We start from the raw sequence: 13,631 nt of genomic DNA, 5'->3' as shown, positions 1-13,631 counted from the left end.
GTGCCGCGCCGCAACAATCCACGCCGAGATGACGAGCGCCCGCTGGGTGGTGGTCTGGGCAGTCAGCGCGTGGAGTCCGGTGGGGACGGGGACTGGCAGGTGCGGCACATCCCGGGCGCGCAGGCGACGAAGGTCTACCGGTGTCCTGGGTGTGACCACGAGATCCAGCCCGGCACCCCGCACGTGGTCGCCTGGCCCGCGCAGGACTACGGCTCGGTGGAGCAGCGCAGGCATTGGCACCCGAACTGCTGGAAGTCCCGCGCCCGCCGCCCGCCCGGCCGGTGGTGAAATGGGCGGGTGACGAGGATCGGACCCAACACAGTCCTACCCGCCCGCCGCACGCCGGTAGTCCTGACGACCGCCGACGGTGAACGCCTAGCTGGGGAGTTGGCGCTACCGCCGGAAAGCGACCCGATCGCGACCGTCGTCCTGCTGCACCCGAACCCCACCGGCGGGGGCTCGATGGACACGCACGTGATCCGCAAGGCCGCGGCCCGGCTCCCGGCTCTCGCGGGCATCGCCACCCTGCGGTTCAACACCCGGGGCACGAGCAGCGAGTCCGGCACCAGCACCGGCACCCACGACAACGGCGGCACCGAGCGCCACGACGTCGCCGCCGCGCTGGAGTTCGTCGCCGACCTGCCCGACATCTGGCTCGTCGGCTGGTCCTTCGGCACCGACCTGGTCCTCATGCACGGCCTGCACCCGTCGGTGACCGGCGCGGTCCTGCTCGCCCCCACCCTGCGCCGCAGCCGACCCGAGCACCTCGCCGCCTGGGCCACCTCCGGCAAACCCCTGCGCTGCCTGGTCCCCGAACTCGACGACTACGTCCGCCCCGCCGCCGCCCGCACCCGCTTCGCCGCCATCCCGCAGGCCGAGATCATCGAGTTCCCCGCCTGCAAACACCTCTTCGTGGGCCAAGCCGACCAAGCCCTGGACGCCGTCGTCGACTTCATCTCCCCCACCACCCCCACCCCCCTCCCCCGCGAGTGGTGACCCCCGCCTCCAGAACGCGTGATCACCAGTCCCCCGCGCGACCCCGCCACCCCATCAAAGCCGGCCCCCACCGACCTCAGGCACCAACCGCACAGGCCCCCATCACACCTTCGAGCGAACCCCCTTGACGCCCCCGGGGTCCCACCCCAAGTCTGGCCCGGCCCCCACCCTCTCCGGGGGGGGGCGTCCCTGGGCCAGTCTAGCGGGGCGCACCGACAGTGGATCTTGAAACCGGGGGCGCAGAGATCCACATGTGGATAACTTCTGTCACCCAGAAGACGGAAATCCCAGCGCCCCCAGCGACAAATCCCCAGGTCACAGACCCGAGCCCAGCCAGCACCACCCCGCGACACCCAAGTCGCCCCAGCGAAGATCACCAATCGGCGGAACCCAGACCAAACTGTCCACAATAGACAAACGCGCCCCCCGGCCTACCCCAACAGGCCAGGGGGCGCGTCCGAGCACCAAGATCAGCTCAGCGTCGTCAGCCAACCCCGCGAGTCCGGGGACCCGCCGCGCTGCAGGGTGGTCAGCGTCTCCCGCAGCTGGGTGGTCACCGGCCCCGTCACGCCGCCGCTGATCGCGAACTCGCCGTCGGCGTGCTTCACCTGGCCGACCGGGGTGATCACCGCGGCCGTCCCGCAGGCGAAGACCTCCGTCAGCTCGCCCGACTCCGCCTTCTTCTCCCACTCCTCGGTGGAGATCCGCCGCTCCTCGACCCCGTAGCCGAGGTCGGCGGCGAGGGTCAGCAGCGAGTCGCGGGTGATGCCCGGCAGCAGCGCGCCCGACAGCTCCGGGGTGACGACGCGGGCGTCGGCGCCGGTGCCGAGGACGAAGAAGAGGTTCATGCCGCCCATCTCCTCGACCCAGCGGCGTTCCACGGCGTCGAGCCAGACGACCTGGTCGCAGCCCTTCTCGGCCGCCTGGGCCTGGGCGACCAGGGACGCGGCGTAGTTGCCCGCGAACTTGGCCGCGCCGGTGCCACCGGGGGACGCGCGGACGTACTCGGTCGACAGCCACACCGTCACCGGCTTCACGCCGCCCGCGAAGTAGGCGCCCGCCGGGGAGGCGATGGCCACGTACAGGTACTCGTTGGACGGGCGCACGCCGAGCGCGGCCTCCGTGGAGATCATGAACGGCCGAAGGTACAGCGACTCCTCGGCCTGGTCCGGCACCCAGCGGGCGTCGGCGGCGACGAGCTCGCGCAGCGAGGCGAGGAACAGGTCCTCCGGCAGCTGCGGCATCGCCAGGCGGCGGGCGGAGGCGTTGAACCGGGCGGCGTTGGCCTCGGGGCGGAAGGAGGCGATCGTGCCGTCGGGCTGCCGGTAGGCCTTGAGCCCTTCGAAGATCGCCTGACCGTAGTGCAGGACCATCGCGGACGGGTCCAGGGTGATCGGCCGGTACGGCTCGACCCTGGCGTCGTGCCAGCCCTGGTCGGTGGTGTGGCGGATGGTCACCATGTGGTCGGTGAAGAACTGCCCGAAGCCCGGCCTGGCGAGTACCTCCGCGACCCGCTCCGGGGTCGCCGGTTGTGGGTTCGGGGTTCGCGTGAACGGCAGCGTAGGCGTCATACCTCAGCACAGTATCCGCTGATGAGCCGCCGGAAAATCGGCTATCCCGACACTCGGACGTCCGACTACCTGACGTCACCCGGGCGAGTCAGGGAGTGCGGCCCGCGGCGGCCCTTCGGACACGCACCGTGCACAGTCCCGCGCCGACCACGAGCACCACCAACGCGGCCAGCAGCGACCCCGTCGAGATGTTCACGCCGACCATGACGCTCAGCGCGAGACCACAGCACCCGGTCGGCACCCAGGACGAGCGCTGCGGTCGGGCGAGCGTGCGCGCCGCGGAGTTGAGGAATGCCGCGGCGCCCAGCAGCAGCGTGGCGGCGATGGCGACAGCGGTGGCCGGGTCGACCATCAGCGCGACACCGGCGGCGGCGACCGCGGTGATCAGGTGACGCCGCGCAGCGGCGGCCGCAGGCAACTCACCCGCCTCGGCGAGGTCGGTGAGCCCGGCGCCCGCGCCCGAGAGCAGCGCACGGACCGCGAGCAGCGCGCCGACAGCGATCCCGGCCGTGAGCATCGGGTCGATCGCGGCCCCGTCGGCGGCGGCGAGGGCGTCACGCAATGGAGTGGGTGACAGCCCGAGCCGGGCCCCGCCGAGTTGGCGCAGCGCGGCGACGCACACCAGCACGTAGCCCACCGCGACGACCACGGCGGCGGTGACGCCGACCCGCGCCCGGGTGCCGACCGCGCGCTCCACACCCAGGAAACCGAACGAGAAGAAGCCCGCGGCCGCGATGACGCCGGTGGGATCATCGGACCCCGGGGTGCCCGCGGCGGCCGACGCGGCCTGCTGGACGGGCTCGATGGCCAGCCCCGTTGTCACGAACACGGCCAGAGTGACGATCGTCACACCTGTGATTACCCGCCGCGACGGAGCGGAGAAGGCCACCCGGCCCAGCGCCAGCGCGGCGACCGCGACGACCAGCGCGACGGCGGCCACCCTGGGCTGCGAAGGCAGCAGGTAGGCGCCCGCGGCACCGGCCACCGCGGCGGCGCCCACCACCCGGCCGCCGATGTCGAGCACCCCGGCCATCCGTCCGGGTAGGACGCCCAGCCGGGTTCTGACATGCGCGGAAACGCCGGTGAGACAAGACTGTGCGGCAAGATCGGCGAGGGACACCGCGGTCAGCAGGGCCACAAGCCCGGCGAGCACCACCCCGGCCACCGACCACCACCCGGCGGCAGCGGCGGCGGGTGCGCAGACCAGCGGGGCCCCGGCGCCGAGGGCCACCGCCGCGGCGGCGGGCACCCTAGTCCAGGCGGCGCCGCGGAGCTGTCCCATCGCTGTCACGGGCACAACCGTGCCAGACACGCACCGGATTCTCCATCCGACCTCTGGTTGAAAGCCGCGACCAACTCGTTAGCATGCGTCATTACCTGGCCGTAGGACCCCCCGGACCAGGTCCGTGACAGTCCCACGAGGACTCCGGCCCGGTCCACCAGAGCGACACCCGAGGAGCACACCTGTGACCGCCCCCAAGCTGGCCCTGGCCACCACACCGGTAGCGCAGGCCCCCGTCGACGCCATCGTCGTCGGCACCGTCCAGAACGGCTCCGGTGCCGCGCTCGCCCCGGGCGCCGCCGCGGTGGACGAGGCGTTCGGGGGAACCCTGGCCGAGGTGCTCGCCGCGCTCGGCGCCACCGGCAAGGCCGACGAGGTCGTGAAGATCCCGACGCTCGGCAAGCTCAAGGCCCGCCTGGTCGTCGCCGCCGGTCTCGGCAAGCCCGCCGCGGACGGGTCGGTCACCCCGGAGCAGGTGCGCCGCGCCGCCGGTGCCGCCGCCCGCGCGCTGACCGCGAGCAAGCACATCGTCTCCACCCTGTCCACTGTGGACTTGCAGGCCACCGTCGAGGGCACCGTGCTCGGCGCGTACGCCTTCTCCGGCTACAAGTCCGACGCCGCGGGCGCCGAGCTGGCGAAGGTCGACCTGACCGCGCCGGAGGACGGCAGCACAAAGGAGCACCGGGCCACCCTCAAGGCGGCCACCGCGATCGCCGAGGCCGTCGCCACCGCGCGCGACCTGGTCAACACCCCGCCCAACGACCTGTACCCGGCCTCGTTCGCCGAGCGCGCGGTCGCGCTGGCCAAGGAGGCGGGCCTCGAGGTCGAGGTCCTCGACGAGAAGGCGCTGCGCAAGGCGGGCTTCGGCGGCATCCTCGGCGTCGGCGGCGGCTCGACCCGGCTGCCGCGCCTGGTGCGCATCACCTACAAGGGCGCCAAGGCGCGCAAGAAGGTGGCGCTGGTCGGCAAGGGCATCACCTTCGACACCGGCGGCATCTCCATCAAGCCCGCGCCCAACATGGAGGTCATGAGCTCCGACATGGGCGGCGCGGCGGCGGTGATCGCCGCGGTCGTGCTGGCCGCGAAGCTCAAGTACCCGCTGCAGGTCACCGCGACGGTGCCGATGGCGGAGAACATGCCCTCCGGTGACGCCTACCGCCCCGGCGACGTGCTGACCATGTACGGCGGCAAGACCGTCGAGGTGCTCAACACCGACGCCGAGGGCCGGTTGATCCTCTCCGACGCCATCGTGCGCGCGGCCGAGGACAACCCCGACTACCTGATCGAGACCTCCACGCTGACCGGCGCGCAGCCGATCGCGCTCGGCAACCGCACCGCGGGCGTGATGGGCTCCGACGAGTTCCGCGACCGGGTCGCCGAGATCGCGCGGGCCACCGGTGAGGGCGGCTGGGCGATGCCGCTGCCGGAGGAGCTGCGGGCGGACCTGGACTCGCGGCTGGCCGACCTGGCCAACGTCACCGGGCACCGCTGGGGCGGCATGCTGGCGGCGGGGATCTTCCTGCGCGAGTTCGTGCCGGACGGCCTGCCGTGGGCGCACATCGACATCGCGGGCCCGTCGTACAACGTCGGCGGCCCGTACGGCTACACGCACAAGGGCGCCACGGGCGTGCCGGTGCGCACGATCGCGGCCGTGCTGGCCGACATCGCCGAGAACGGCTGATCCAGGGCTGTGCGGGGGGGCGGGCGCGGCGGCACCCGCCCCTCAGCCTTTGCCCTGCCGCTTCTGCCGCGCCATGTAGTCGCGCATCCGCTGCGGGTAGCCGACCCTGGCCACCTCGTAGACGGGGATGGAGCGCTTCTTGCCGAAGTCCAGCGCCGCGTCGAAGTCTGGGATGCGCCGCCTGGTCCACTCGCCGTCGTGCGCGACGAGCACCACAGTCGTGTCCGTCACGTTCGTGCGCGGCTCGACGTAGGCCTCCACCCCGTGCCTGCTGCCCGCCCACTCGTCCAGGTGAGCGGTGTCCTGCTTGGTCGCCGAGCGCAGCACTCCCGGCTTCTGCTTCCTGCGCAGGGAGTCGAACAGCCCCATGCGTGCCACCTCCGAAATCCGGTCCGGTTACCCCCATTGTCCCCGACCCCGATCGGGGTACCGGTAAGTAACCCGAACAGGGGTCTCGGACACCCCGGCCACCTCGCAGGCGCCCCTCGCGTAGTGACAAGATGTCTTGTGGTGGCTGGCGGGGTCCGCGACCACGCCACACACCGGCACCTACGTCGCTGTCGTTCGTCGAGGAGATCCCGTGACTGACACCTCCGCTGACCTTGTGATCCTGGGTGGCGGGTCGGGCGGCTATGCCTGCGCCTTCCGCGCCGCAGAGCTCGGGCTCTCGGTCATCCTGGTGGAGAAAGACAAGGTCGGGGGCACCTGCCTGCACCGCGGCTGCATCCCGACCAAGGCGCTGCTGCACGCCGCCGAGGTCGCCGACAACGCGCGCGAGGGTGACCAGTTCGGGGTGAAGTCCTCGCTCGAGGGGATCGACATCCAGGGGGTCAACTCCTACAAGGACGGTGTGGTCTCCGGTCTGTACAAGGGACTCCAGGGCCTGTTTAAAGCGAATAAGGTGACCGTCGTCGAGGGCACCGGCAGCTTCGTCGGCCCGAACACCGTCGAGGTGGACGGCACCCACTACACCGGCAAGAACGTCGTGCTCGCCACCGGCTCCTACGCGCGCTCGCTGCCCGGCCTGGAGATCGGCGGCCGGATCATCACCAGCGACCAGGCGCTCAACCTCGACTACGTGCCGCAGAAGGTCGTCGTGCTCGGCGGCGGCGTGATCGGCGTCGAGTTCGCCAGCGTGTGGCGCTCCTTCGGCGCCGAGGTGACCATCGTCGAGGCGCTGCCCCGGCTGGTCCCGGCCGAGGACGAGTGGGCCTCCAAGCAGCTCGAGCGCGCGTTCCGCAAGCGCGGGATCAAGTTCAAGACCGGCGTCCGGTTCACCGGCGCCACCCAGGACGCCGACGGCGTCGTGGTGAACCTGGAGTCCGGCGAGAGCCTCGAGGCGGACCTGCTGCTGGTCGCGGTCGGCCGCGGCCCCAACAGCGCGGGCCACGGCTTCGAGGAGGCCGGCCTCAAGCTCGAGCGCGGCTTCGTGCTCACCGACGAGCGGCTGCGCACCAACCTGCCCGGCGTCTACGCCGTCGGCGACCTGGTGCCCGGCCTGCAGCTGGCGCACCGCGGCTTCCAGCAGGGGATCTTCATCGCCGAGGACATCGCGGGCCAGAACCCGAAGGTGATCGACGAGGCGGGCATCCCCCGGGTCACCTACTGCAAGCCCGAGGTCGCCTCGGTCGGCCTCACCGAGGCGCAGGCCAAGGAGAAGTACGGCACCGTCGAGACGCTGGTGTACGCGCTCTCCGGCAACGGCAAGAGCCAGATCCTCAAGACCAGCGGCGGCGTGAAGCTGGTCAAGTCCCCCGAGGGCCCGGTCGTCGGCATCACCCTGGTCGGTGAGCGGGTCGGCGAGCTCATCGGCGAGGCGCAGCTGATCTACAGCTGGGAGGCGACCCCCGAGGACATCGCCCCGCTGGTGCACGCCCACCCCACCCAGAACGAGTCCCTCGGCGAGGCGTTCCTCGCCCTCGCGGGCAAGCCCCTGCACGTGCACGGCTGAGGCGTGGACGGCTCAGCCCCAACCCACCCGTCAGCCAAGCAGCAAGCACGAGGAGTTTGAACAACCATGGCGTTCTCCGTTGAGATGCCCGCCCTCGGTGAGAGCGTCACCGAGGGCACCGTCACCCGCTGGCTCAAGCAGGAGGGCGACACCGTCGAGGTCGACGAGCCGTTGGTGGAGGTGTCCACCGACAAGGTCGACACCGAGATCCCCTCGCCGGTCGCGGGCACCCTGCAGAAGATCGTGGCCGCCGAGGACGAGACGGTGGAGGTCGGCGGGCAGCTGGCCATCATCGGCGACGGGTCGGACGACTCCGGCGACTCCGCTCCCGCCGAGGAGCCCGCGGCCGAGGAAGCCGCGCCGGAGCCGGAGTCCGAGCCGGAGTCAGAGCCCGAGCAGCAGGAGGCACCCCAGCCGGAGCCCTCCGCCGACGCGCCCAAGGGCGGCAACGGCAAGGGCACCGACGTGACCATGCCCGCGCTGGGCGAGAGCGTCACCGAGGGCACCGTCACCCGCTGGCTCAAGCAGGTCGGCGACAGCGTCGAGGTCGACGAGCCGTTGGTGGAGGTGTCCACCGACAAGGTCGACACCGAGATCCCCTCGCCGGTCGCGGGCACCCTGCTGGAGATCAGCGCCGGTGAGGACTCGACCGTCGAGGTCGGCGGCAAGCTCGCGGTGATCGGTGACGCGGGCAGCGCCCCCGAGCCGGAGCAGGCCCCGGAGCCCGAGCAGGAAGCGCCGAAGCAGGAGGCGCCGAAGGCCGAGCCGAAGCAGGAGGCCCCGAAGCAGGAAGCCCCCAAGCAGGAGGCTCCCGCGCCGAAGGCCGCCCCCGCGCCGGTCGCCAAGCAGGAGACCCCCGCGGAGCCGTCGAACAACGGCGGTGGCTCCCCGTACGTGACGCCGCTGGTGCGCAAGCTCGCCGCCGAGCACGGCATCGACCTGGCCGGGCTGACCGGCACCGGTGTCGGTGGCCGCATCCGCAAGCAGGACGTGCTCGCCGCCGCCGAGGCCAAGAAGGCGCCCGCGCCGCAGCGGAGCGCCCCCGCGCCCGCCGCCAAGGCCCCCGCCGCGGCGTCGTCGGCCCCGTCGGCGGACGCGTCGCTGCGCGGCACCACGCAGAAGCTGACCCGCCTGCGCCAGACCGTGTCGCGCCGGATGGTCGAGTCGCTGCAGACCGCCGCCCAGCTGACCCAGGTCATCGAGGTCGACGTCACCCGCATCGCCAAGCTGCGGGCCAAGTCGAAGACCGCGTTCGAGCAGCGCGAGGGCGTCAAGCTGACCTTCCTGCCGTTCTTCGCCAAGGCGGCGGTCGAGGCGCTCAAGCAGCACCCGAAGCTCAACGCCTCGATCAACGACGAGACCAACGAGGTCACCTACCACGGCGCCGAGCACCTGGGCATCGCGGTGGACACCGAGCGCGGCCTGCTCACCCCGGCCATCCGCGACGCCGGTGACCTGAGCATCAGCGGGCTCTCGCACAAGATCGCCGACCTCGCGGGCCGGACCAGGGCGAACAAGGTCACCCCGGACGAGCTGTTCGGGGCGACGTTCAACCTGACCAACCTGGGCAGCCAGGGCGCGCTGTTCGACACCCCGATCATCCAGCTGCCGCAGGTGGCGATCCTGGGGGTCGGCCTGGTCGTCAAGCGGCCGGTCGTGGTGACCGACGCGGGCGGCGACGACACCATCGCCATCCGGTCCATGGTGTACCTGGCGCTGACCTACGACCACCGCCTCGTCGACGGCGCCGACGCGGGCCGCTTCCTGACCGCGGTGAAGAACCGCCTGGAAGAGGGCGCGTTCGAGGGCGACCTCGGGCTGTAACCGACACCACCGCGAGGGCCGTCCCAGGTTGGGGGCGGCCCTCGCGGCGTCCGGGGGTGATCGACCCGAACGTGCGGGGCGCCGGGATGGTTGGGACGATCAGGACATGCGCGTACTCGTCGCCGGGTCGTCCGGTCTCATCGGCACCGCTCTCGTGGCCAGGCTGCGCGCCGACGGCGACGAGGTGTTGCGGTTGGTGCGCAGGGAACCCCAGGCGGCGGACGAGCGCACGTGGGACCCACCTGCTGGGGTGATCGCGCCGGACGCCGTGGCCGGGGTGGACGCGGTGGTGAACCTGTGCGGCGCCGGGATCGGCGACCGGCGGTGGACGCACGCGCGCAAGCAGGTGCTGGTGGACTCCCGGGTCGAGCCGACCGAGGTGCTGGCCGCCGCTGTCGCCGAGCACGGCATCCCGGTGCTGGTCAACGGTTCCGCTGTCGGCTACTACGGCGACACGGACGGTCCGGTCGACGAGGGTTCCCCCGCGGGCTCGGGGTTCCTGGCGGACCTGTGCGTGCGGTGGGAAGCCGCGACGGAGGCGGCCACAGGCGCGCGCGTGGTGCTGGCGCGGTCGGGCCAGGTGCTGTCGGAGCGCGGCGGGCTGCTGGGCCGGTTGCGGCCGTTGTTCTCCTTCGGACTCGGCGTGCGGCTCGGCGGCGGTGCGCAGTACATGCCGTGGATCCACCTGGACGACGAGGTCGACGCCCTCGCTTTCGTGCTGCGCAACGACATCTCCGGCCCGGTGAACCTGGTGGGCCCCGCCCCCGCGACCAACGCCGAGTTCAGCCGGGCGCTGGCCAAGCTCAAACACCGGCTCAGCCCGCCGCCGATGCCACGCGCCGTGCTGCGGGTGGTCGCGGGCGAGTTCGCCGACGAGGTGCTGCGCAGCCAACTGGTGGCGCCGAAGGTGTTGCGCGACAACGGGTTCGCCTTCCGCTACGACACGGTCGACCGGGCCTTGGCGGCCACCGAGGCGCGGTGAGGCGGCTCGCGACGCTCGGCGTCGTCCTGCTCGGCCTGTTCCTCGTCCTGGGCAAGCTGGTCTCGGACGCCCCGCCGGGGGTGGACGTGGCGGTCGCGGACACCCTCGGCGCGGACTGGCAGGGGACAGCGGGCCGGGTCGCCTACGTCGGCAGCCTGGTGCTCGGGCCGGTGCTGCCGGTGGCGGCGGCGCTGGGGTTGGTCGTGGCGGCGCTGCTCACCCGGCGCAGACCGGCGCTGATGGGCCTGCTGCTGCGGTGCGTGCTGCTGCTGGCGGCGTGCCGGGCGGTGTCGCTGGTCAAGCCGCTGTTCGACCGTGCGCGGCCGCGCGACTACCCGGAGCTGAGCTTCCCCAGCGGGCACGTGGTGTCGGTCGCGTCGGTCGGGTTCACCGCGGTGGTGCTGTGCGCGTGGCTGGCCAGGCACCGGCTGCGCGCGGTCGTGGCGGTGTCGTCGCTGGCGGTGGCCTTGGCCGCGTTGTGCCGCATCCTGCTCGACGTGCACTGGCTGACCGACGTGGTGGGCGCGACGGTCGGTGTGACGGCGGTCGGCCTGCTCACCGGGGCGGCCCTCCGGCTGCTGCCCGCGCGTACCCTGGACCCGTGAGCACCCTCTCCTGCCGCGCCGCCACCCACCCGGTCTCGGTGCGCGAAGTCGGCACCATCGACTACCACGAGGCCTGGGCCCTGCAGCGCGACCTGGTGGACGCGCGCGCCGAGGGCACCGGCGAGGACACGCTGCTGCTGCTGGAGCACCCGTCGGTCTACACCGCGGGCAAGCGCACCCTGCCGGAGGAGCGCCCGACCAATGGCACCGAGGTCGTCGACACCGACCGCGGCGGCAAGATCACCTGGCACGGCCCCGGCCAACTGGTCGGCTACCCGATCGTCGCGCTCTCGGACCCGGTCGACGTGGTCGACTACGTCCGCAGGCTCGAAGAGGCCATGATCGCGATGTGCGCCCAGCTCGGCCTCACCACCGGCCGCGTCGAGGGCCGCAGCGGCGTCTGGCTCGCCGCCACCGCCACCCGCCCCGAGCGCAAGATCGGCGCCATCGGCATCCGCGTCCAACGCGGCGTCACCTTGCACGGCTTCCAGATCAACTGCGACGCCGACCTCACCGCCTTCGACACCATCGTCCCCTGCGGCATCAAGGACGCGGGCGTCACCTCCCTGTCGGAGGAACTCGGCCGCCAGGTCACCGTCGCCGAGGTCCTGGAACTAGCGAAAACCGCCATCCCCGCCGCCCTCGACGGCACCCTCCCGGTGACCGAACACTGGATCCCCCGCACCACCACCCCCACCACCCCGGGCGTCACCTTCGCCCTCTCCACCCAGGCCTAACCCCGCCCACCCCCCGACGGTGGCTCCGACGGCACCTTGACTTCGAGGTGCCCGGCTCTCACCTGCCGCCAGGCTTCGCCAAATGGGGCCCGTCCCCGCCCGGGCAACGCCGCGCTCGCGGGGGCCGCCTCCGGCACCCCAGCCCCCACCCTCTCCGGGGGGCGTCCCCAGTGCCAGTCTACCGGGAGTGGGGGGTGCGACCCAGGGGTGCGGTTGGCCTGTGGACAACTCCAGGCATTGTGGACAGACGCCACCTGGGGATTCGGGATGGCAGCACCCAAGGTTCACCCGACCGAGGGGCTTCCCAACGGCCTGGAGCGCACCAGGGACGCCCGGATCTAGGCGGCCACTGAGGCGCCGGGCTTGAGGTGGGCGGGGGTGATCAAGCGGTGGTCCGGGTAGCCCACGGCGACGACTCCGGCAGGCGGCCCGGCCAGCCACACCGTCCCCGTCCGCCCGATCTCGTCCAGCAAGCGCACCGGCAGCGCGGCGTGGAAGACCGCGCCGTCAGGGAGCGTCAGCGTCGCGAGTTCGCCGTGACACGCGGCCGACACCTCGTGCCAAGGACCGCGGCGGACGAGCCACGGCAGGCGCCACTCCGCGATCCGGCCGCCGACGCGGGTGAGGCCGAAGCCGGTCATGCAGAACACGGTGACCAGGAACCCGATGCCCGCCAGGGTCGGCGGCTCGGCGAAGGTCAGCACAGCGGCGGCGGGCCACACCAGCACGACGACCACCACCGGGGTCATCGCGATCGCCGCGCGCAGTCGGACCTCCGCGGCCAGGGTCGAGCGCGGCCCCGCAGGCAGGAGCCCGAGCGCGAAAGTCGCCTCTGCCGCACCGAGGACAGCCGCGCGTCCCAGGTCGTCCATGGCGTAGGCGACGACGCTGAACGCCGCGAGCAGGCCGAGGACGACGAAACCCACCCTCATCGCAGCCGTGCGGAGGCAACCAGCGGGTAGCCGGGGAACCCGACGGCCACGTGGTCACCCGTGCCCGCGACCCAGACGGCCGAGCTGTCGAAGATGGCGCCGAGCAGGTCGACCGTCGCGGCGGGCAGTTCGGCGGTACGCGTTGTGCCGTCGGCGAAGCGCAGTGTCGCGGTCGCCGAGGCGGTGCCGTCGCGGCGGGCCTTCCACGGGTCGAGCGCGGCGTCCGCCCGCACCCACTCCCCCGCGCGCACCAGTCCCGGCAACCGGAAGTCCGAGAAGCGGTGCCGCGAGAGCACCAGAACGAGCAACGACAGGAGGACCGCGCAGGACGCGAACCAGACGAGGGAAACAGTCGACGCCCAGTAGAAGACGAGCAACACGGCGAACGTCACCGGGATCTGCAGGTAATTCCACAAGAGACGGTCACGCAGGACCTGCGCCCACCGACCGGTCACGTCCGTCCCGGACAGGTCGACAGCCTCTCCAGTGGGGAACGGGCCACGAACCCTGGCCGGGAACAGCTCCCGCGACCCGGGCACCCGCAGCACCGCCCACTCCGACCGCCCGATGACCAGCAGCACGCTGTCGGTGATCATCGCCAGGTGCGCGGGGTCGATCCGCACCGTGAGCACGACAGGGGTGCCGGTGCCGTCGATGACCTCGATCACCGCCCTCCACCGCCCGTGGTGCAGCACCCGCGCGGGCACCGACCGCCACGGGTAAGTGGTCAGCTGGTCGAGCCCCCACCGCACCCAGCGGTAGTTGCTCAACGGCGAGACGATGATGGCGGCCGGAAGGAGACTGCCCACCCCGAGGGGAATCCAGCGAAGGGCGTTGTCGATGTCAGCGATGCTGATGAGAGCCACACCGACGAGGGTGAACGCCAAGCTCACGACCCAGAGCGCCCGGAAGCTCGCCGTCGTCCGGTAGCGCATGTGCCACACCCACGCCAGGATCGCGGTCGTCGGGTCCTGGGCGGCGACCGCTTCGGTGTTGGGGGCGGGAATCGGCGAGTCCACTTGTGTGCGCACACTCCCACTGTCGTTCACGGGGCCATTTTCGTGACGCTG

At 72.2% G+C, this 13,631-nt stretch carries 13 protein-coding genes; 8 read left to right on the top strand and 5 right to left on the bottom strand.

Annotation, left to right across the window (positions count from 1 at the left end; all coding sequences use genetic code 11):
* Together LV79_RS26055 and LV79_RS26050 are read left to right on the top strand one after the other, a co-directional pair.
* Complete coding sequence (locus LV79_RS26055; RefSeq protein WP_253840866.1) at positions 1-288, top strand: Rv1322 family protein; 288 nt, start codon at positions 1-3, stop codon at positions 286-288.
* A 9-nt stretch (positions 289-297) separates the two neighbouring features.
* Complete coding sequence (locus tag LV79_RS26050) at positions 298-996, top strand: alpha/beta hydrolase (RefSeq protein WP_253840865.1); 699 nt, start codon at positions 298-300, stop codon at positions 994-996.
* Between the two features lie 470 nt (positions 997-1,466).
* Here the strand turns inward: LV79_RS26050 and LV79_RS26045 are convergent, their stop codons facing one another.
* Both LV79_RS26045 and LV79_RS26040 read right to left on the bottom strand, forming a co-directional pair.
* Entirely contained in the window at positions 1,467-2,567 is a 1,101-nt protein-coding gene (locus LV79_RS26045; protein ID WP_253840864.1) for a branched-chain amino acid aminotransferase, read from the bottom strand.
* Positions 2,568-2,655: 88 nt separating this feature from the next.
* Positions 2,656-3,858 carry a hypothetical protein gene (locus LV79_RS26040; RefSeq protein ID WP_253840863.1) on the bottom strand — a complete coding sequence of 401 codons (1,203 nt, stop codon included), beginning with the start codon at positions 3,856-3,858 and terminating at the stop codon, positions 2,656-2,658.
* A 175-nt stretch (positions 3,859-4,033) separates the two neighbouring features.
* Here LV79_RS26040 and LV79_RS26035 point away from each other — a divergent pair, with 175 nt between their 5' ends.
* Entirely contained in the window at positions 4,034-5,530 is a 1,497-nt protein-coding gene (locus LV79_RS26035) for a leucyl aminopeptidase (RefSeq protein ID WP_253840862.1), read from the top strand.
* Between the two features lie 42 nt (positions 5,531-5,572).
* Here the strand turns inward: LV79_RS26035 and LV79_RS26030 are convergent, their stop codons facing one another.
* The gene (locus LV79_RS26030; RefSeq protein ID WP_253840861.1) at positions 5,573-5,899 is read right to left on the bottom strand and encodes an oxidoreductase; all 327 of its coding nucleotides are present in this window, start codon (positions 5,897-5,899) and stop codon (positions 5,573-5,575) included.
* A gap of 211 nt (positions 5,900-6,110) precedes the next feature.
* Between LV79_RS26030 and lpdA the strand changes: the two genes are divergently transcribed.
* The 5 genes from lpdA to lipB all read left to right on the top strand — a co-directional run bounded on the left by lpdA (position 6,111) and on the right by lipB (position 11,629).
* Entirely contained in the window at positions 6,111-7,481 is a 1,371-nt protein-coding gene (gene lpdA / locus LV79_RS26025) for a dihydrolipoyl dehydrogenase (protein WP_253840860.1), read from the top strand.
* Between the two features lie 66 nt (positions 7,482-7,547).
* Complete coding sequence (gene sucB, locus LV79_RS26020) at positions 7,548-9,305, top strand: 2-oxoglutarate dehydrogenase, E2 component, dihydrolipoamide succinyltransferase (RefSeq protein ID WP_253840859.1); 1,758 nt, start codon at positions 7,548-7,550, stop codon at positions 9,303-9,305.
* Between the two features lie 106 nt (positions 9,306-9,411).
* Entirely contained in the window at positions 9,412-10,287 is an 876-nt protein-coding gene (locus LV79_RS26015) for a TIGR01777 family oxidoreductase (RefSeq protein WP_253840858.1), read from the top strand.
* Positions 10,284-10,892: a phosphatase PAP2 family protein gene (locus tag LV79_RS26010; RefSeq protein WP_253840857.1), complete on the top strand. Its 609-nt coding sequence runs from the start codon at positions 10,284-10,286 to the stop codon at positions 10,890-10,892. The genes LV79_RS26015 and LV79_RS26010 overlap by 4 nt, the downstream gene beginning before the upstream one ends.
* Positions 10,889-11,629, top strand: coding sequence for a lipoyl(octanoyl) transferase LipB (lipB, locus tag LV79_RS26005; RefSeq protein ID WP_253840856.1), 741 nt, complete (start codon positions 10,889-10,891; stop codon positions 11,627-11,629). The genes LV79_RS26010 and lipB overlap by 4 nt, the downstream gene beginning before the upstream one ends.
* A 338-nt stretch (positions 11,630-11,967) precedes the next feature.
* Here lipB and LV79_RS26000 read toward each other — a convergent pair whose 3' ends face one another.
* Both LV79_RS26000 and LV79_RS25995 read right to left on the bottom strand, forming a co-directional pair.
* Positions 11,968-12,561 carry a hypothetical protein gene (locus tag LV79_RS26000; RefSeq protein WP_253840855.1) on the bottom strand — a complete coding sequence of 198 codons (594 nt, stop codon included), beginning with the start codon at positions 12,559-12,561 and terminating at the stop codon, positions 11,968-11,970.
* Positions 12,558-13,592, bottom strand: a complete 1,035-nt coding sequence (locus LV79_RS25995) for a hypothetical protein (protein ID WP_253840854.1) — start codon at positions 13,590-13,592, stop codon at positions 12,558-12,560. Before LV79_RS25995 ends, LV79_RS26000 begins: the two co-directional genes overlap by 4 nt.
* Positions 13,593-13,631 lie beyond the last annotated feature (39 nt).

Origin of the sequence: Actinokineospora globicatena, from assembly GCF_024171945.1 — a bacterium.
In the GTDB taxonomy this organism is placed as follows: domain Bacteria; phylum Actinomycetota; class Actinomycetes; order Mycobacteriales; family Pseudonocardiaceae; genus Actinokineospora; species Actinokineospora globicatena.
This window is presented reverse-complemented; position numbering and strand designations above follow the sequence as displayed.